The organism is Microcoleus sp. Pol11C2 (genome assembly GCF_036701505.1).
GTDB lineage: Bacteria > Cyanobacteriota > Cyanobacteriia > Cyanobacteriales > Microcoleaceae > Microcoleus.
The window spans coordinates 24,851-45,607 of sequence record NZ_JAUBQX010000038.1; the positions used below are offsets into that span (position 1 = coordinate 24,851).

At 45.8% G+C, this 20,757-nt stretch carries 11 protein-coding genes; 5 read left to right on the top strand and 6 right to left on the bottom strand.

The window, feature by feature from the left end:
• The 5 genes from QUA42_RS19810 to QUA42_RS19830 all read right to left on the bottom strand — a co-directional run.
• On the bottom strand, positions 1 to 506 hold a 506-nt coding region (locus QUA42_RS19810), incomplete at its 3' end, for a hypothetical protein (protein WP_333139381.1).
• A gap of 518 nt (positions 507 to 1,024) precedes the next feature.
• A complete protein-coding gene (locus QUA42_RS19815) occupies positions 1,025 to 2,227 on the bottom strand; it encodes a catalase (RefSeq protein ID WP_333139383.1) in 1,203 nt (400 codons plus the stop codon).
• 199 nt (positions 2,228 to 2,426) lie between these two features.
• Complete coding sequence (locus QUA42_RS19820) at positions 2,427 to 4,046, bottom strand: peroxidase family protein (RefSeq protein ID WP_333139384.1); 1,620 nt, start codon at positions 4,044 to 4,046, stop codon at positions 2,427 to 2,429.
• Positions 4,047 to 4,157: 111 nt separating this feature from the next.
• Positions 4,158 to 5,201 (bottom strand): DUF2235 domain-containing protein, encoded by a 1,044-nt coding sequence (locus QUA42_RS19825; protein ID WP_333139386.1) that lies wholly within the window; start codon positions 5,199 to 5,201, stop codon positions 4,158 to 4,160.
• 636 nt (positions 5,202 to 5,837) lie between these two features.
• Complete coding sequence (locus tag QUA42_RS19830; RefSeq protein WP_333139425.1) at positions 5,838 to 7,271, bottom strand: MFS transporter; 1,434 nt, start codon at positions 7,269 to 7,271, stop codon at positions 5,838 to 5,840.
• Between the two features lie 714 nt (positions 7,272 to 7,985).
• Between QUA42_RS19830 and cbiD the strand changes: the two genes are divergently transcribed.
• The 5 genes from cbiD (at position 7,986) to QUA42_RS19855 (ending at position 19,506) form a co-directional block, all read left to right on the top strand.
• Positions 7,986 to 9,107 carry a cobalt-precorrin-5B (C(1))-methyltransferase CbiD gene (gene cbiD, locus QUA42_RS19835; protein ID WP_333139427.1) on the top strand — a complete coding sequence of 374 codons (1,122 nt, stop codon included), beginning with the start codon at positions 7,986 to 7,988 and terminating at the stop codon, positions 9,105 to 9,107.
• 347 nt (positions 9,108 to 9,454) lie between these two features.
• On the top strand, positions 9,455 to 11,056 hold the full coding sequence (gene guaA / locus QUA42_RS19840; protein WP_445301346.1) for a glutamine-hydrolyzing GMP synthase: 1,602 nt from the start codon (positions 9,455 to 9,457) through the stop codon (positions 11,054 to 11,056).
• A gap of 707 nt (positions 11,057 to 11,763) precedes the next feature.
• The gene (locus QUA42_RS19845; protein ID WP_333139390.1) at positions 11,764 to 17,646 is read left to right on the top strand and encodes a CHAT domain-containing protein; all 5,883 of its coding nucleotides are present in this window, start codon (positions 11,764 to 11,766) and stop codon (positions 17,644 to 17,646) included.
• Positions 17,647 to 18,238: 592 nt separating this feature from the next.
• Positions 18,239 to 18,454, top strand: a complete 216-nt coding sequence (locus QUA42_RS19850; RefSeq protein WP_006631949.1) for a hypothetical protein — start codon at positions 18,239 to 18,241, stop codon at positions 18,452 to 18,454.
• Positions 18,455 to 18,609: 155 nt separating this feature from the next.
• Entirely contained in the window at positions 18,610 to 19,506 is an 897-nt protein-coding gene (locus QUA42_RS19855; RefSeq protein WP_333139392.1) for a pirin family protein, read from the top strand.
• Between the two features lie 490 nt (positions 19,507 to 19,996).
• Here the strand turns inward: QUA42_RS19855 and QUA42_RS19860 are convergent, their stop codons facing one another.
• The gene (locus QUA42_RS19860) at positions 19,997 to 20,572 is read right to left on the bottom strand and encodes a TIGR04376 family protein (RefSeq protein WP_333040388.1); all 576 of its coding nucleotides are present in this window, start codon (positions 20,570 to 20,572) and stop codon (positions 19,997 to 19,999) included.
• Positions 20,573 to 20,757: the final 185 nt, after the last annotated feature.

Below are 20,757 nucleotides of genomic sequence, written 5' to 3' on the forward strand. Positions count from 1 at the left end.
GACACTTGAGAAACAGATGTCACCTGACCTGGAACTTTTACAAAGTCATCTTTAACCTCCTGAGGCTGTACGTCGGAGACTTGAGAAACAGATGTCACCTGACCTGGAACTTTTACAAAGTCATCTTTAACCTCATGAGGCTGTATGTCGGAGACTTGAGAAACAGATGTCACCTGACCTGGAACTTTTACAAAGTCATCTTTAACCTCCTGAGGCTGTATGTCGGACACTTGAGAAACAGATGTCACCTGACCTGGAACTTTTACAAAGTCATCTTTAACCTCCTGAGGCTGTACGTCGGACACTTCGGAAACAGATGTCATCTGACCTGGAACTTTTACAAAGTCATCTTTAACTTCCTCTTTGAGAGTCGGGGCAATGTTTTGAGCTGCGGTTGGGGCGATCGCCCTTGATGGTAATGAGTCTATAGACTGGGCAACTGTGGTATCCTGAAACGTGAGTACAAGTAATATTGGGAAAATCGACAAAAAATACTGTATTCGCATAAAGTCCTCTTCATAAGATATTTTTGTAACAATATAATATAATTGATTCAGGACTTACGCAACGGCCACATAGTGATGAGTGCGTTAGCGAAGCCCTCGTAGAGGCTCGCACCAACTGACTCATGAGTGCGATCGACGGATTTGGACTATCCTAGACTGACGTTGGCGAGCGGCAATAAACCTGGTTTAATCGAATTCCCGATCGCACATACGGGATTTTTGATAAGGTGCGATCGGCAAACTAATTTTGCGTTTTGTGGATGGAAGAGTCACGAGTTCAACTTGCCGATCTACTATGAGCTGTTACTTTTAGCAAATAGTATAAGTAAATCCATTTAATTCAACCTAAGCTCGGAATGGCTCAAAAGCTTGCTGTACAAGCATTTTTCCTTCACTTAGCACCATCAAACGGTTCTAGCAATTGAATCTGTTGACCAGGCAGTCCCTCAAAGTAATTAAAGCAATACCAGTTAGTAAGGGAATTAGTTTGGTGTTCTTTTTGCAAGACATCTAATCCCTTAAAATGTTTCTTCTCCGGTTGGTTCGTGGTGGACAAGACCTCGCTTTTGAAGGCGATAATTCGCTACAACGGGGTAAACAACACCGCGTATCCGATTGATCGCACCTACTGGACGATGAACTGCTAAGCCGTTCCAGGGAGAATATCTCAGGTTTTCGTTGAAATCAGATTGTTTTTCATAATCAATAATCTGATGCTTGACTGTGAGACGACCTACTCTCAAAAAGGGTGATTCCTTTTCCTTCCAAACATTGATGCCATCGTCGATCGGCATTTTTAGGCTGGTTTGGAACTGAATGCCAAAATCCCAACAGTATTGAGCGTCAGGTTTCGCCAGGGCTTGAATTAGGTCATCCCGGTAATAATTGTCTGGTTTATTGGGATCTAAACCCAAGGCTTTAGCGCGATCGACAAACGGAATTTTAGGAATTCCCGGTCGAGATTGTTCTGGAATTATCTCGTGCGGTGGTTTGCATGAAACCGGAGTAAACCCATACTTAATTACCGCCGGATATTCGACAGGAACTATACCAGGCTGGGAGGGATCGAAATCGGAATTGAGACCCAAAGCAGACGGTGAACCGCTCCAATATTTTGCTGTTAGCAAACTCTTCGGAGTCCGGCTACCCGTAAGCGTTGAGACAGCTAAAAAGTGTCTGGGATGTCGAATTAGCCACTTTTTCAATGTATCTGGTGATTCAACAAGAGCAGAAAAAAAGCCGTAGTAATCTTTGATGGTTTGGCTCACAAATATCTCTGAATTGTGAACAATGATGTCCTGGGTTTTTGACTCGTGGCTTTGCGCGAGTCGTTCCCCTTCCACCCCCATCACTTTCAGTGATATTGAGCGCGAATCTTTTTGGTAATCAGGGTATACTTTGGTAGCCCCGTTAGCAAATCGCAACCAAACAGGATATTGTTTGGGTTTGGCTAGCAAACCTTGCTTAAGGGAAATAGCATTGAGTCGCGAAGAACTTAACGAAGCGCGTTTGCCCAATTCCTGTTTAATCGCTTCCTCATCAAAGTCAAAAATTTCCAGAGTTCCTTTAACGCACGCATGAGTTTTGGCGTGAGTATCTCGCAGCGCCCGTTCCTTATTGCCGTATAGATTATCCATCCGAAGCTTGGCCTGCTCAACCAAAAGATCGTAATATTTGCGTTCGTCTTGTTCGGGATATTCGGTAAATAACTTTTTGTTCATAACATAACCTTCGGTTAATCGCTAAAAAAGGTTCTACACAAACCGTTGCATCTGTTAAACAGTATAACTGCTGGTGCAATTTCTTCCGAATTGCCGTTGCCGATCGCTTGCGAAAAGATCGCCTTTTTCTTCCTCATTTTTGAGGGCGCAGATGTGTTGGCGCCCCCCACTACCTTGAGTCTTAATTGTCAGCTACAACTTAAAGATCGAAGGAGACTTTGTATTTGGGATCGCTTGGAGGAACATTACGATTCACTAAATCAGAGACTGTTTTGGTATTTTGGATAATTTCCCAACCCACCTCGGAAAAAGTTTCCTTATTGAAGACTTTAGGCGATAACAAAGGATTAGTTAAAGCTTGGGAGAAAGCATCAATGCCAATTATCCGTGCGACTAAAGGCGGAATTGCTGAATTTTTGCGGACATCTTCAGCGTACAATCCGACAAATAATTCAATCTTATCAACATGACCGTACAACTCTTTTAATTTCTGTTGAGCGTATTCGTCACCCGTAATTTGATTGAAATCAGTCACCCTGGGATAACCACACATTTCGCGGTAATCGTTATAACTGGCTAACTGCGCCTGCCGTCCGAGTTTAACAGATGCTAGTTCGGTAGCATCAATAAATGTATAGGGTGTTCCTGCGATCTGAAAATCAGGTGTGTTAAACAAACCAATTCTAGTGCCTGGTTGGGAACAACTTTCTTCCATCAATGCACCCAACCCTTTATCGATTAACATCTGATTATTCCAGAGGGAATCGTAGATGGATTTTTCTTTGCCGTCATAAATAAAGGTTTCAGGGAGCGCACTATGCCATCGATAGACAAAACTAAACTCAATCGCCATCCAATTTTCTCGATACCAACTTTCCTTGGTAAAAGCTTCAGGATCGGCAAAGAACCTAAAATTATAGGGCGTAATGTGGAAAATGTACTCTTCCATAATGATATTGAGAACAATCACCATGAGAATATTTCTCGCGGTTTGGAAGAGCCTCTCGTCGTCCCATTCCGGATAGCTTTTGGACAAAACATCACAAATTCGATTATGCTCCCTGATACATAAAGTGTTGAGCATGACATAGCCAATTTGGACGTTTGCCCGTTCAACTCCCATTGCAAATAGCTTGCCTTTCTTTTCGGGGGGTTGTCTTTTCTCATCATTAAGGGGTGCATGAAGACCTTCAAATTGAGGATCGATAATACCCTGCTCAGGATCTGCATAATAAAAGAGTGGATACTCTTCTTCTACGCCATCTTTGCGCTGGAGTTTTTGGGTTTTAAATTTACCGTCTTTGAAAGCTCTGAGCATATTTGTTTGTTTGCGGGTCAACCCGTAAACATTACACATATCAATCTGATGGTTGGAGGTATTTTTGAAGCGGTTTTGCTGATCTATCCGCAGAAAACTATCTGTAAACCACTGCACCCAATAGGGAAAGAGCAGAGTCGATTTTTCGGAATAAATGGTTTTTCCATCTCTTTTTTGGAATAAGGTCTTTAATTTATCCAGTGGTGGTAAATTCCCTTCTTTGTTAAATTCTGGGTCGGGAGGTAAATGTCGTCCAGTATAAGTCTTGTCTGTAAGTGAATCCCAAGAGATGTAGGTATCAGTTTTTTTGGGAAGATCTGTCCCTGGAATTTTGGGATCTAAGCCCATTAAGCTATAGGGAAGCGGGCGAGTCGGAAGTTTGTAAATGATGCTATTGAGAAAAAATTTGTTTAGTTTACGTTTCAGAGGCTCGTAACTTTGAACTAAGTCCCAAATTGGTTTGAAATGAGTCAACGTATATGCTAAAGCTTTGTTGCTCAATCCATCTCTAGATGTATCTCTTGTCATGATTCCTTTTCCTTTCGATTGTTGTAGATTAGGTATATTACAAAATTTTCTGATGTTCGGTTCTGAGAGTTTGATAAATTTTTATCATTTTTCTCGATTTTCAATTACTTTGGAGAGAATCTTTTGCAGATTCTTAGGCCGATAGTCTTGGCGTTTTTCCAATCGCTCGATCGCGCTTTCATGAAGATCCTCAATGGTCTCCCCCACCTCGCGCCACTTGATTCCTGCCCATTTGAAGAACCCAGGATCGTTTTTAAATGGAGCCTTATAATCAGGCTTGATATCCTCAATGGCATCTGGATCGAATTCAAGCTTCAATTCAAAGTCACTGATTTGATCCAACATCCACTTCAAGACAGCATCTGATAACCCGCGGGATTCTGGCATACCACCGCCGATGCAGCTATGCGCGCCTGGAAACCAAACTTGACGAAGCTTCTGGTTCGGGGCATCAGGATTTTTCTTCATCAGGGTAACATCAAAGACTTCGCGAATTTCGTCGATCGCAACGGCGTGCAACGCATTCTCAATATCCTTATTTAAAGTGGTGTCGTGGAATTTGTACCTTGTTTTGATCTGTCCCTCAAACTTCTTCAAGGCGGGTACAAGAGGAATACCAAGGGCTCCAACGGTGTCGAAACAACCAAGCAAGGTAATCGGGACGCGATCGCCCTTATCTTTGCCGTACTTTTCGCGGAAACTCTTTGCTTCCGGATGCTTTGGTGAAATCTCTCGCTTACGGTAAAGCTCGTAAGCTTGTGATGCCATGGTAACGTTACGGCGGGATAGGAGCCCGGAGCAATAGATCATCCCCGCTAGACTCCTGACTGTGTAAGCACCGCGACTGAAGCCGAATAGATAGATTGCGTCACCCTGATCGTAGTTGAAAGAAAGAAAACGATAGGCATCTTGGATATTTTTATCGATTCCCAGCCCAGTGACTCCGCCCACAATCTTGTTACTGTCTACTCCAATTCCCTCGTCATAAAACACGATCTGCGGAACCCCGTCACTGGCTGTCCGTTTCACGGCCTGGGCAAGCTTAACCACATTAGTTGGGCACTGAGTATCTAGTTTGTTCCAAGTTCCATCACAGCAAACTATCAGACGTTTCCCTGGTTTCGTCATTTTTATATTCTCTCTTTGAATTTGAGATTTGATAGCGACCTGTCATTGGTAATCGGTTAGAACAGAATTGCCACTTGCCGTTTTTCTGTAGCGTCAGGCGAGCCCTCCTAATTTCTTGCTCTACCCTATTGTTATCTGGCTGGGCAATCTTTAGCTATTTCGATTCTCAGGATATTAGTCCCAAAACACCATCTAGTCTAGTTGGTTGTATTAAAAATTTAATTTTATTTATGATTCTTAACTTAAAATGTTTACAGTGTGAAATAGTAGCTTTAATTCTGGGAAAAGGCTCGATTGTCTTAAAACGTAAAAAATGTAGAGCGTGAAATAGTAGCTTTGATTCTGGGAAAAGGCTCGATTCTCCTAACAGGAGTAGCGCTCCGACGCCATAGCTAACCAACATTTAAACACATTTATGCTCTGCCTGGTGAGTTTTTAGAACAGCTATATCCGATCAATTTGTCAGTTAGCTGCAAGATAATAGTGAGGTATTGGCCGAACAGATAGCAGATGTGAACTAGGTTTTAGATTAAAATTTGTTGCAGCGACTCTCAGATTTTCTGCGATGTGCTCGAAGTTTTTAACCATCTGTGGGCTTTTCTGGTTTCTCGATCGGGAAATTTGTGCGAAAATTTCCTAGCCCCGGTTAAATTTGAAACGTCCAAAAGTCGGGACGATCGACCGCAGGGACTGGCTACGAGGTTCTCGCACCAAAAGCAAAGGCAGCAAGCCTACCAGCCGCACAGCAGCCGAGAGGGCAAACAGTGCTCCCAAACTCATGCCCGGAAGTTCGGCAAGAAAGCCGCCGGCGGTAGTTCCCAAAGCCCCAGCTAATCCCGAAACCGCTGCGGCGATCGCAAAATAAGTTGAAGGTTGCTTGATCGACGCTATCTCCATTTGAATATTGTTAGTACACAGCCCGATCGCGCCTAACGTCGTTCCCCCCAACAAGTGCAGCAACGGCAGCCACACCCATAGGGCAAACGGGTAATTGCCCGTACCCAACCACAGCAAAGGCGTTAAGGCCACCACCAGCCCAACCGCAATTAGCAGCGGGCGATTTCCCCAGCGATCGGCCAACTTACCCCAAAACATCAGCAGCAGTAGATTGGCGCCGGAACTTAAGCTGGTGTAAATCGTTACCAAACTCACATCCAACCTTAAATCTTTCAGCAAGTAGATATTAAAAAAAGGCGCGCTGAGATTAATAGCAAATGTCCACACACTGAAGTAAAGAATAAACATTAAAAAATTAGAATCTTTCAGCACAGAAGGCACAAAATATGTTGAATATGTTGCTTTTTTCTCTGTAAGTCGATCGTTCTGTGCATCTTTTTTGTATACCTGGGGATTCACATCAACCATAAAGAATTGACACCCCAAACTAATCATTCCCGCCCAAACACCCACAAATAAAACAATACCGTAGCCAAAAATAGGACCGCCATCCAAAGTTGACACTCCCAATCCCATAAGCGGCACTCCCAGCAAAGTGATGAGGCTGACAGCACTGTTGCGAAAGCCAAAATAGCGTCCCCGCAAGCGCTGAGGAACCACAGCAGCCATCCAACTGAACCAGCTAGAATTGGCAAAAGCTGCCAGCACGCTAGCTGCTACGACTGTTACCAGCGTCCATTGCAGCAGTTGGTGGGAGTCTGGGTGCTGGGAACCCCAAACAATTATCACTGCCAGCACCAGCCACAGCAGCCGCGATGCGCCGAATACAAATAGGTTGTACCAGTGGCGGCTGGTTGTACGGTCTGCGATGTAGGCTCCTAGTGGTTGCAGGAGATTTACCACCATCGGAATAGCCGAGAATATACCTATTTCCACGCTGCTCGCCCCGAGTTGCAGCAAGAAGTTGCTCAGCAGCACGCCGCCAGTCGCCGACTCGAAGACAGCCGCAAAAACGCCGTCTAGAGTTGAGGCTTTCAGGGTGGATCGAACCTCTTGTTTAGAAATTTTGAGATCAGTTTTTGGAGGTAAAACGAGCTGAGATATTTGATTGTCTAGTATTTCAGGAGTCTGAAGAGATAGAGGTTCATTTAACTCTGCAACTGGTTCAAACATAGTCAATCGATTTTAGATTTTAGATTTTAAATTTTAGATTGGAGAATTGAAGTAACAGGGGGTTAGATAAAACCAGCCCCACCTTCAAGAGGTTAGCTCAAAAGTAGGACTGGCACGTCCGGGTAATTCCGATCAATATAAATGACTTGCGATCGATAGGACATCAACCGGTTGGGAGATATAAATCTGCTAAGTGTAAAAAAGTAGGTTTTAGGGATTAACCAGGAAGCGAGCGTAGCATTTCGCCTACCAAAAATTGCTCGAATTCCGCCTCAAACAAGGCCCCCAAGGGCAAAAGCAAATTTCGCGCGAGTTCACTCGGTTCTCAAATCTTTACGGCTAGCTAAATCTATAAAATGAAAGACGATCGACTTGCGGAGTATAGGTGCTAACTATTTCTACCTAATTCGTGGAATCCGTTTGTTCGTGCCAGCGCTCGCGATCGAGAGTCCGGGTTTTTTGTGAAAATCGCCCCCAGGTGCCGATAAAGCTTCGGAGTGGCTTATTGGCAATCCTCTACGAGGGCTTCGCTAACGCACCTCAAAAAAGTGTTGCTTGCTTCCAGGCAACTCACAGGACAAAATTATAGTTGACAAAAATTGCGCTAACTGCAGATAATAGCAAACCCTAGAATTAAACTTAAATGTTTGAGGGGTATCAGTGCTAAGGCGTGATGTCGATCGCCAGCAAATTTACGTATTTGTGCATTTGAGCGTGACCAAAACTCAACCTTTATCCGGGTATACACTGCCAGTATTTGCCTGTGCGGCCGCACTTGCAGCTTTGCGGTGCTTGCGTGAGGGTATTCACTCTCTAGAGAGCGTATCAGTAAATTTACTGGAACCGCAAATAACGGCAGAAATTCCGATCGAACAGGCGTCTGTACTCAAAACTGATACCGCTTTAGCCGTGACTCGCTCCGATCCGGGGGAAAATCTCGATCTGACTCGCAATACCCCCGTTTGGGCAATGGTGGAATTGCGGAGAGAAGGAGAGGGGGAACAAATACAGATTGTTGGCGGGGAGGGAATTGGACATCATAAAGCAGGTGGAGGAGCGGCAATTTATGATTACGCAATGCGACTGTTGCGATCGAATCTCAGCCTAGAACTCTCACCGTCCGAAAAAATTACTGTCACCCTGATTCTGCCGTCTGGGCGGCAACTAGCCACCCGCACTTCTAACGAAGCTTTCGGCGTGGTAGAAGGACTTTCGCTGCTGGGTACAACAGGCATTTCTCAACCCCTGAGTGCCCCTGGACAGTTGGAACTTTACCGCGAACAACTGCAACAAAAAGCCGAACTGTTTGACTGTTTGGTTTTCTGCATCGGCGAAAACGGCTTGGATTTAGCGCGACAACTGGGGATTAATCCTGAGAGGCTAGTCAAAACCGCTAACTGGCTCGGCCCGCTGCTGGTAGAAGCAGGATATCAAGGCGTGCAGTCAATTTTGCTGTTTGGCTATCACGGGAAACTGATGAAATTGGCGGCGGGAATTTTTCACACTCACCACCACCTCGCTGACGGGCGCAGGGAAATTCTCACAGCTTACTGTGCTAAAGCTGGGATGCCTGCGGATGCGTGTTCCGCAATTTTTGCCGCAGCGACAGCCGAAGAGGCTCTCGGACAACTGCGCGCTTTGGACGCCGAGTTTGGGAGCAATTGGGTCGATCGAATTTACGGCGACATCGCCCGACAAATAGACTTGCGCTCATCGGATTGCATTTTTACTCACACTAACTTGCACATCTCCGTGGGATCGGTGATGTTCGGGCGCGATCGCAAAATTATTGTTAAAAGTGATATAGGAGATACATTTTTGACCCAAATTTGTTAATGTAGTGTGAATATCCCTGAATTCTGTTTAAAACATCGCTCAGGGATAATATTTAACAAGTAATAATTCTTTGTCCCTAGACCTTAATTATACTAGGTTGCTTGGGGACGCAGTTTTTGAAGCCAGATTTCAATTAATTAGGGTAAGGATTGCAGTAAATCTATGCTTCCCTTAGACCCTATTAATCGACTACGAGGGCTGACTGCAATCTAGTATAAATAAGATTTATTCCTAGCGACTAATGCTTGCTCGCGTTCCTCAGTCTTGTAGTGAAGCCGCGACAAATACCTCCCCTACTTTCAGCCCAATTAGCAATTAGCAATTACGCAATAACCGTGACTACTCAAATAGAAACAGAATCAGTTCTCACAAACTCTTTTGTGGAGCAGATAGAGCGCCAGATCATCGTGATTCTAGATTTCGGTTCGCAATATTCCGAACTGATTGCTCGTCGAATTCGCGAAACTCAAGTATATTCAGAAGTTATTTCTTACCGGACTACTGCAGAACAGTTAAAAGCTATCAATCCTAAAGGAATTATTCTTTCAGGAGGCCCGAGTTCTGTATACGATGAAAAAGCACCCCACTGCGACCCAGAAATTTGGAATTTGGGAATACCGGTGTTGGGAGTGTGCTACGGGATGCAGTTGATGGTCAAGCAGCTCGGAGGCACGGTTGAGCGCTCGAAATTAGCAGAATACGGCAAGGCATCGCTATTTATTGACGATCCTACGGATTTGCTGACAAATGTCGAAGAGGGCAGCACGATGTGGATGAGCCACGGAGACTCGTGTACTCAACTGCCGACGGGTTTTGAGATCCTCGCTCACACTGACAATACTCCGTGTGCTGCTGTTGCTCACCACGAGAAAAATTTGTACGGCGTTCAGTTTCACCCAGAAGTAGTTCACTCGATCGGGGGAATAGCTTTAATTCGCAATTTTGTTTACCACATTTGCGAGTGCGAACCAACTTGGACGACCGCTACTTTTGTGGAGGAATCGATTCGAGAAATTCGAGAGCAAGTGGGGGATAAACGAGTTTTGCTGGCTCTATCCGGTGGTGTAGATTCTTCTACTTTGGCTTTCTTGCTGCACAAGGCGATCGGTGACCAACTTACCTGTATGTTTATCGACCAAGGGTTTATGCGGAAGTATGAACCAGAACGGTTGGTAAAATTATTTAAAGAGCAATTCCACATTGATGTTGAGTATGTTAATGCTCGCGAACGCTTTTTAGCTCAACTTGAAGGGATTACCGATCCTGAAGTAAAACGCAAGCGGATCGGTCACGAATTTATTAACGTATTTGAAGAAGAATCGAAGCGTCTAGGCCCCTTCGACTACCTCGCCCAAGGTACTCTTTATCCTGATGTGATTGAGTCGGCTGACACTAATGCAGACCCGAAAAGCGGCGAACGAGTTGCTGTTAAAATTAAAAGCCATCACAACGTCGGCGGTTTGCCGAAAGATTTGCGATTTAAGCTGATTGAACCGCTGCGAAAACTGTTTAAGGATGAGGTGCGAAAAGTCGGCCGGTCGATCGGGCTTCCCGAAGAGATCGTGAACCGACAACCTTTCCCTGGCCCGGGATTGGCGATTCGGATTATAGGAGAAGTTACCGCAGAGAGACTAAATATTTTGCGGGATGCTGACTTCATTGTTCGCCAAGAAATTAACCGGCACGGATTGTACGGTGAACTTTGGCAAGCTTTTGCAGTTTTGCTGCCGATTCGCAGTGTAGGCGTGATGGGCGATCAGCGTACTTATGCTTACCCGATCGTCTTGCGATTTATTAAGAGTGAAGACGGGATGACGGCTGACTGGGCGCGGGTTCCTTACGATTTGTTGGAACTGATCTCGAATCGGATTGTGAATGAGGTTAAGGGGGTGAACCGAGTAGTTTACGATATTACTTCTAAGCCACCGGGAACGATCGAGTGGGAGTGATTTCTAGTTAGCGATTAAGTAGGCGGACAGATTTTTTTGTCTGTCTACTTATTTTGATTTTGGATAAAAGGGCGATTCCCTGTGGGATAGGTACGCTTCACGGGCTTTAGGGGATGGGGGAGTGGGAAGGGCGATCGCTTTTATACAACCCATTTGACATTTTTTACTGTATTGAAGTAAAGTGACTGCAAAATTCCTATCCAGCAGTTATGCCCTACTCTACCAGCCTCACAGACGAAGAGTGGATCATCCTCGAATCCTTGTTTTTTCCGGTTGTGACAAGGTAGGGGAAGAGAAGGGGCAAATGCTTGGATAGAGACGTGCAAAATCCTCGTCAGTAATTTTGATAGAACTCTGGTTGATGCGAGTGGCAAGGTTAATCTTTGTTTTATTACAAGACTTCGGACAGTTTTTGATAACCAACCGTAGAATATGGCTTTTAAGGCGATTCGGCAATCGGACTACCAAGGAAAAATCAAGGGTTTCAGACTAGGAACTAAAAACTCTCCGGACTATTGTTATTAGCCTGATGCGGATAATGCTTGCAGCCGCTTCGATCTCAAATGGGTTCTATAAACGTTCGCCAGTTGAGCTACGAGCGCACTTTTTAACTTGCTTAGCTTAAACTCCACTCATGTTTTTTGAGGAAAAAGTTTTATTATAATTTAAGCGCACTCAGCAAACAATTTATTTTAGGGATAAGTCTAATGATTATAACAAGAATAACTCAAAAATATCAACAGCAACTGTTTACTTATACTTGGGTGGTATCTTTAGGTTTTTTACTGTTCTCACCTACTGCTACAGGACAGCAAATTACTCCGTCTCCTGATGGCACAGGAACTGCTGTTAATGCCTCAGGCAATCAATTTAACATTAACGGGGGACAGCGCTCACAAGACGGCACTAATCTCTTTCATAGCTTTCAGCAGTTTGGACTCAAAGACGGTCAAATTGTTAACTTTATTTCTGAACCCAATATCCGCAATATTTTAGGGCGAGTTGTGGGTGGCGATGCTTCTTATATTAACGGTTTAATTCAAGTAATAGGCGGTAATTCTAACTTATTTTTGATGAATCCAGCGGGGCTTGTTTTTGGTTCCAACGCTCAACTAAACGTGCCTGGTTCATTCTTGGCAACGACAGCAACCGGAATCGGATTGGGCAATAATTGGTTTCAGGCAGTTGGCGTTAATGAATACGCTATGCTGATAGGAACGCCAAGCATTTTAAATTTTGGTACAGCTCAGCCAGGGGCGATCGCAAATTTCGGTCAACTGCGCGTAACTAACGGGCAAACGCTAGCTTTAATAGGCGGAACAGTTTTCAGCCCCGGTACTTTGTCAGCACCTTCCGGGCAAATTGCGATCGCATCGGTGCCCGGAGAAAACTTAGTCCGCATTTCTCAAGCAGGCCATCTGCTGAGTTTAGAAATTACCCCCTCTTCTAATCTAGATTCTGCTTCTGTGCCGTTGAGTCCCCTCACCCTGTCCCAACTGCTGACAGGAGGTAGCAGCAACGCTACAGGCGTTACAGTTAACAGCGACGGAAGCGTACAGCTAACGAATTCAGACTTGCGGGTAGAAGCTGGCGATGTGGCGATCGCCGACACTCAGGCAACAGGTGCGAACCCAAATTTAGCAGTGTCTGCTCAAACGGCTACTGTGTCAGCCGCGCGTAACCTGACTCTAGTAAACAGGCAACTACAAACAACCGGTGACTTGAAATTGCAAGCGGGGGAAATTGTCCGTATCCGCGACAGCGTGGCTAACTCTTTTGTTACTGATGCGGGTGGAAACCTAACCGTGCAGGGCGATCGCCAAATAGACATCCAGGCGCGCAATCACTCCCAAAGCTTACTGAGCGCTGGCGGCCGCATCACACTTACCAGTAACGGTACTGTATCCGGTGATGCCCTATTCAGAGCTGGCAGCGATTTCTCAATTGCCACACTTCAAGGTAGTCCCGGCAACTTCGCAAGTTCAGGCGGTTCTACAATTGTCTCAGGCGGCAACGTCTCTTTTGGTAATTACGCAGGCGCTTCTCTGGGAGTGCAAGCCGAAGGCGCGATCGCAGCCGGCGATCTCGCTATCAGTTCTGCATCTAGCGATCGACCGCAGTTGGTTTTTACGGCTGGCAACCTACCCACTCCCCTCGCTGAAAACAGCACTCTAGCACCCGCCAGTTCTTCACCTGCCAGCATTCAAGTTGGCAATATCGCGATCGCAGGTTCAGTTTTTTTAGGCGCTGCAAACAGCATTCAAGCAGCATCCATTACTTCAAATGGCGGAGATCTCGCGCTGGTAGCGTCCGGGGATATCGCAGCGGAAAACCTGGATACTTCAAGTTTAACGGGCAATGCCGGCAATATTACCCTCTACAGCACGGGGGGAAGCATCAATACGAGCGCCAGCACCTTGAACGCTTCCTCGATAACCGGTAACGGTGGGTCAATTTTCCTATATGGGACAAACGCGATCGCCGCGGGTGGAATTACAACCTCTAGCTTCCTTGGAAACGGAGGCAAAGTCACCCTTTATGGAGAAGGCAACATCAGTGCCGGCAACATCGACACTAGCGGAATCACGGCAGGCGAGATCAGCTTGCTTAGCAATCAAGGTGCGATCGACACCGGTGCGAGCACTCTGAACGCGACTGGTGGCAGCGGAGGGGCTAACATCTCTCTCAATGCTTACGGCAATATAGCAACGGGAAATATTCTCTCTAGCGGTGGCAACATTACCCTCAGCAGTCAATCAGGTGCGATCGGCGTCGGCGAGCTCAGCTCTGGCAGCGGCAATGCAGGTGGCGATGTAGGGCTTTTGGCATTTGGTAGCATTGCAGTCGGAAACATTACCTCAAACGGTGGCAGTATCAGCCTCAATAGTCTCAGCTTCAACAACAGCAGCATCAGCGCCAGGAATTTTGATTCGAGTTCTAACACAGGAGTGGGAGGCGCGATCAAACTCAAAGCTGGTGGGGGTGATACTGGGGGTGATATTGTGACTGGTAATATAACCTCCGGTGGCGGTCGCATTTATGTGTTTAATGATGGTTACTTTAACGCTAGCAATAGTACCCTAAATTCCAGCTATAGCGGTGGAGTTGGAGGTCAGATCAAAGTAAATACAGGGCCTGTAACTCTTGGAAATGTCATTTCTGGAGGTGGCGAGATCGAGTTATCGATCCTAGGCGAAGTCAAAGTCAGTGGGGTAATAAATTCAAGTTCCAGCACGGGGCAAGGTGGCGCAATCGAGATTTATGGAACCGATGTTAGTGTCAGAGATATTATTTCCGGCGATAGCGCGATGGGTTTTCGGAATGAGCCACTTGACCGAATCACGCTCAATATTGGCGCTTTAAATTCTACATCTGCCCAAGGGAGGGGTGGCAATATTGAGATTAGGGCGGGTCGTTTAACTACTGTAGGCAACATAACTTCTGGGGGTAGCGGGATTCTCCTTGAAGCCGAATCCAGTCTTAGCGCCACCGGAGACAGAATAGATTCGAGTACGAGTGCAGGGGTTGGCGGTAATATTGTACTCCGCTCCAACGAAGACATCACTGTAGCGGGTTCTATCCTTTCTGGAGGAGGCAACATCAGTTTGCTCACCTCTGGTGACAGTATTAATGCCAAAAACAGCTTCCTCAGCTCTGTAGCTGAGATTGGCCTACCAGATGGAAACATCACTTTACAAGCTGGGAACGCGATCGCTCCGGGTACTATCCTGACCTATGAGGGTAGGATTCGCCTCGCTACGAGCAGCAATAACCCCAACAGCATTGATACCAGTGGCAGCCGATTAATATCTCTGACCGCTCCTACCCTTGTTTTGGACAGTCCACGATTAGAGATTGAGCAAGCTTTCGGCTTTGGGAGTGGTGGGTTAGCTCCCCTACTACCGCCAGAACCGCCAACAATTGCTGCACTCGCACCACCTGGGATTCAATTCCCTGCGATCGCACCTCTAGGCTCAGGTGTATCGCAACCAGATACTCCTACTCCTACCCCTACCCTTGGGTTAACTCCCACGCTGCCGCCAGAAATGGGCGTGGTAGAACCATTAGAATTTCCTTCCTCTGGGTTAGCTCCTACGCTGCCCCCAGAAAGGGGCGTGCCAGAACCATTACGTCTCCCAACCATCACACCACTCGTACCAACGCTTGCAAACTCAGATGCAATACCAACTGCGGCAGCCACTGTACCTGTCTCAGTGCAAGTCTCTAATACACAGCCAGGAAATCCTAATATTCTTGCCGCTCAACAATTGAGCCAGCTTAATGGCGATCGAAATCGCGAACCGCAAAACTTAGCAAGCCTGACACCGAGTGCTGCTCAATGCTTAACTGAGGAACAATTACTGGGGCAGCAACCAGGATTGCCTCTCCAGACTGCGCCAAAAGACTACAGCAAAGCGATCGCCTGCTACCAGCAGAATTTAGAGCTGGCGAGACTCTCCCGCGATCGTGCTAGGGAAGGCTACGCGCTCAACAATCTAGGCGCGACTTACTACGCGATCGGAGATTATGAAAAAGCAATTTCTTACCACCAGCAGCGTTTAGCACAAGCTGAATCCAGGGACGATTTATTGGGAAAGGGACAAGCTTTTATTGGTTTGGGAGCTGCTTACGGCGCGATTGGCAATTATAAAAAAGCAATCGAATACTACGAGCAAAGTTTGGAAGTAGCGCATTCCCTCAAATCGGCTGATTTAGAGGCGAGTGTTCTGAGAAATCTGGGATTACTTTACTATGCCCAAAAAGACTATAAAAAGGCAGTTGAATATCAAGACCAAAGTTTAGCGATCGCTAAACAGCAGCGCGATCGCCGAGGCGAAGCTCTTGCTTTGAGCAATTTGGGATTAGTACACTATTCCCTAACCGATTATGCCAAAGCAATTGATGATCAGAAACAAAGTTTAGCGATCGCCTCAGCACTGGGCGATCGCTTCGTTCAAGGTCGTGCTCTAGAGAATTTAGGAATTGCTTATTATGCTGTCAAAAATTATCGTCAAGCGATTGAGTCTCACCAACAAAGTTTAGCCATAGCCAGAGAACTGAGCGATCGCCACGCTGAAGGCCGCGCACTCACAAATTTAGGTGACGCTTTATACAAAGCAGAGCAACCAGCAGAAGCTATCAAAGCTTTATTTTCAGCCATTGAAATTTGGGAATCTCTGCGGTTAAATTTAGAAAATAACGACCTCAATTTAGTTTCAATTTTTGAGACCCAAGAAACAAGTTATAGTACGTTGCAAGAAGTGCTTGCTAATCAAAATCAGCATAAGAAAGCGCTAGAAATAACAGAGCGGGGACGGGCGCAAGCTTTTGTTAGATTATTGACCAACCGTTTTTATTCCCAGTCAGCACAGGCTACCCTAAAGTCATCTGAAAGTCAAATAAAACCGCTAAACATCCAGGAAATTCAGCAAATAGCTAAACAACAAAATTCTACTTTAGTTTCTTACTCGATTATCAAAGAAGTTAGAGAAGCTGATGGTCAAAGAAAGCTGCAAGATTCAGAACTTTATATCTGGGTAATGCAGCCGACCGGAAAAATTGACTTTCGTCGCATCAGTTTGAAAGGTTTGGTTGAGGAAAAAACTTCATTAAAAGCCTTAATTACTGAAGGTCGTTGCTTCATTCCCAGTTGCCTGCGAAGCAAGCAGCGATCCCAACCAGGTACAAATCCCACGCCAATCCGGCCTATTGTCGAGCAACGATTTTTAGACCCGTCATTGCAAGAGCTTTATCAACTACTGATCGAACCAATTGCTGATCTTCTACCTCAAGATCCCACGTCGCGAATTACCTTTATTCCTCATGAATCTTTGTTCTTAGTTCCCTTTGCCGCGTTGCAAGATACTTCGGGAAACTACTTGATAGAAAAACATACAATTTTAACAGCACCTTCAATTCAAGTGCTGTCTTTAACAAAGAAACAGCAACAGCTTGCTTCAGGAAAAGGTGCGCTAGTCGTTGGGAATCCTACCATGCCAAGTATTGCCTTTGCGACGAACCAACCTCCTCAACAACTGTCATCACTCCCACACTCTGAAGCCGAAGCGATCGCGATCGCTCAACTTTTGAATGCTGAACCGCTCACAGGCGACAAAGCGACAAAAGTAGCAGTTTTACAGCAAATAGAGCGATCGCGCATCGTGCATTTAGCAACTCATGGCATCCTGGATGACGTGGAGGGATTGGGCGTACCTGGAGTCATCGCACTTGCCCCAAGCAAGGATGACAGTGGTTTACTCACTGCTAGCGAAATTTTCAATTTGAGGTTGAATGCCGAACTTGTTGTTTTGAGTGCTTGCAATACGGGTCGCGGTCGTATTACAGGTGATGGCATCATTGGTTTATCACGTTCGTTTATTGCAGCAGGCGTTCCGAGTGTTGTAGTTTCTCTGTGGTCAGTATCTGATGAATCAACAGCCGACTTGATGGCGGAATTTTATCGGCAGATGCAGCTAACGCCTGATATTGCCCAAGCGCTGCGGAAAGCCATGCTGGTGACATTGGTCAAACATCCTAATCCTGTAGATTGGGCCGCTTTTACCCTCATTGGCGAAGCAGAGAAACGTTAACCCGGAAAACCTGATTTCCTGTCGTCAAGCGACCTAATACCTGCTCTTGGGTACTTAGTGTGCCAAATTATCATTTTTCTGGTGTCTTACACCCCACGTCCGGCCCTTTGATATCAATTCCGGTTAGATCGGAAGGATTAAACCACAGAGGACGCAGAGGATACAGAGGAAGGGAACAGAGATGAATAATTCCGATGAAGGGCGGATTTGAGATGAGTATCACATTCAGGTATTTTTGACCAAGCCATGAGGTTTGCATCAATTTTGAGGGAATTTCCAGTCAACAGTCGTTACTTGTTGAGAATTGATTGAAGAAGGGGTATTTCTTCCTATGAAGGTCTGAAACTTTTGCACAGCAGGAAGTTCAGACTCGTGCAAGACGAAAATTATCACGGTGTGATAGTTAAAGGGCGGAAGGTGGGTTGTAATTGTTTCACCGCTGCATTGGTTTCAATATTGTGACTTTAATCACTGGTAACACGGACTTGGTTCACCCAATATTTTCAGTATTATCACGGAAAAAAACCGGCACCATCACTTGCTCTTAAAAGAAACCACGAGATGATTAAGGTGTCGAGTTCAAAACAATCCTATGTCTCCAGTTAATCTTCTCCCCGGCGCTATCAACGAATTAATTGCCACTGTCACCGATACTCACCGCGTTACCAAAGCTGACCGCTACGGCATGATGGCCGCCATCCTCGATGAGTCGATCAGTGAAGAAGAACGTGGCTCACTCGATCGTCTGATTCGCTCCCTGGTCAAAGGTCGGATTCAAGTCAGTGATGAACTCTCCATCGTCTCGTAAGCAGAAAGCTCGTTGAGAACTCGACACTCTACAACCGCTTTCGATTGGGAAAGTTTAGACCAGTCACTGATATTGCGATCGCCCTCTACAAGGATAGCTTTTTGTATAATGCACTTTTGACATAGACAATTAGCGTTCGCAACTTCATAAACATTATGACGGATACCCTCCAGCATCTCATTGAGCCACACATTCAAGATTTGGGTGGATTCCAAGCCCGCCGCTTGCTTCCCTCAGACGTTTTAGCACTGGTAGGCCCGTTCATCTTTTTTGATCATCTGGGCCCTGCGGTGTTTCCACCCGGCCGGGGCGTGGATGTCAGACCGCATCCGCACATCAACTTAGCAACCGTCACCTACCTGTTTGAAGGTGTTTTGCTGCATCGCGATAGTGTGGGTAGCGTTCAAGAAATCCGTCCCGGTGCGGTGAATTGGATGACGGCAGGGCGAGGCATTGTCCACTCCGAACGCACGCCTGACGACGATCGCAGCCAAGAAGCCATCCTGCATGGCATCCAAACCTGGATAGCCCTTCCCGATGAATACGAAGAAACCGACCCCTGGTTTCGGCATCATCCGGCTTCTGAGCTGCCTGTTTGGGAGGATGCAGGAGTTTCGTTCACCCTAATTGCCGGTGAGGCCTATGGTCGTACTTCGCCAGTTCAAATATTTTCACCCATGATTTATCTGGACGTGCAACTGACTGCTGGAAGAGAATTTACCTTACCGGGCCATTACAGCGAACAGGCGGTTTACAGCGTAACAGAGGGGCTTGCGATCGATGGAGTGCCTCTGGAACAACATCGGTTGGCAGTTCTAAAGTCAGGCACTGAAGTAAACATTTCTGCTTCAGGCAAGGCTCGTTGTATTGTGATTGGCGGTGAACCTGTTGGTGAGCGGCATAAGTGGTGGAATTTTGTTTCGAGTCGGCACTCGCGCATTGAGCAAGCTAAACTCGATTGGAGAGAGGGACGGTTTGCTCAGGTTCCTCAAGAGACAGAGTTTATTCCGCTTCCAGAAGAGCCACCTTCTCAAGCAGAGCAACCGTTGTAAATAACCGCAGCGATTTAAATTAAAAAACTGTTTGTTGATTGATAATCTGTGTTTTTTACTCTAATCTTCACGCATACTATTCCAAAATTTGGCGTTGCTGATTCACGGCATGAATCTACTTTTCTCGGAACTTAAAACACTCACCCTACTTGGCTTATAGCCATTCCGAAATCTAGAAGTCATAGCTGTATTTAGCAACGCCAAAAAAATATATAGAAGAGCCACACCATTCGGCTAACTAAGAAAGAAAGAACACGGGGACTGAAGGCCCCCGTGTCGCTTCCCTCTGGAGACTAAAGTCTCGCTTGTTTCCCGCATCCCGTATTATTTTTATGATTTTTTAATTGGCCCTATAATTTTACGATGGTAATTATATGAAGTCTGAGCGAGCGATCGCCATACCGCAGCGTATGGGGGGTTGACGAATATTTGCATTAGGAATCCGACTTCCCGGTGAACCCGTCCCTAAAGGATTGGGGTGCTTTCGTAACTATCGGCCTATATTCCGCTTCATTCGATCGAGTTCTTCGTCTGCTTCCCAGCGTTGAAACTTTTCTTCTAAAGGATCGGCCGCATTAAAACTATTATAATTTGAACTCTGATTCCAACCCTTTGTATCCCAATTCTGCTCTGTTTTAGTGGTAGTGCGAGTAGCAGCTTCTGCAGCTTTTGCTCGGACTTCTTTTCGCCGTACTTGAATTTGGCGGTACAGTTCTTTTGCTTTTTCAATGCGTTCTTTGCAGCCTTGCATTTGACCCCAGCGCTGATTTCCCTGACGCAGCAAAGCTGCTTGCCGCTCTTGGGCGGCTTGAGCTAAATCGAGCCTTTGAGCAGCTTTAGCTTTGTTGATTCGATCGTTCCAGCGTTGAATTTCTTGAGCGGCGGAAAGAATTTCGGCTTGCAGTTTTTTCTCTTGTTTTTGGATATCGAGAATCAGCCGCAGGGTGTCTTCTTCTTGTTCTTTCAGTTGTTCTTCTATTGCCTGCAATTCCAGATGGGGATTGCTGCGTAAAAATTCTTCTAATCTGGTTTCTAGGAATCGGCTGAAATCATCAAATAAGCCCATTTTTTATAAATCCTCAGTCATTAGTCCTGGGTCATTAGTCATTGTCATTAGTTATTAGTCATTGGTTCTTAGTCACTGGAGATCAATTATTGATCCTTAGTTGTTAGTTATAGCAGAAGAAAGTTCGGTAACGAATTGGGAAGCGATTTAACGGATAAAAGGAATAAGCAATAAGAGCAATGGTT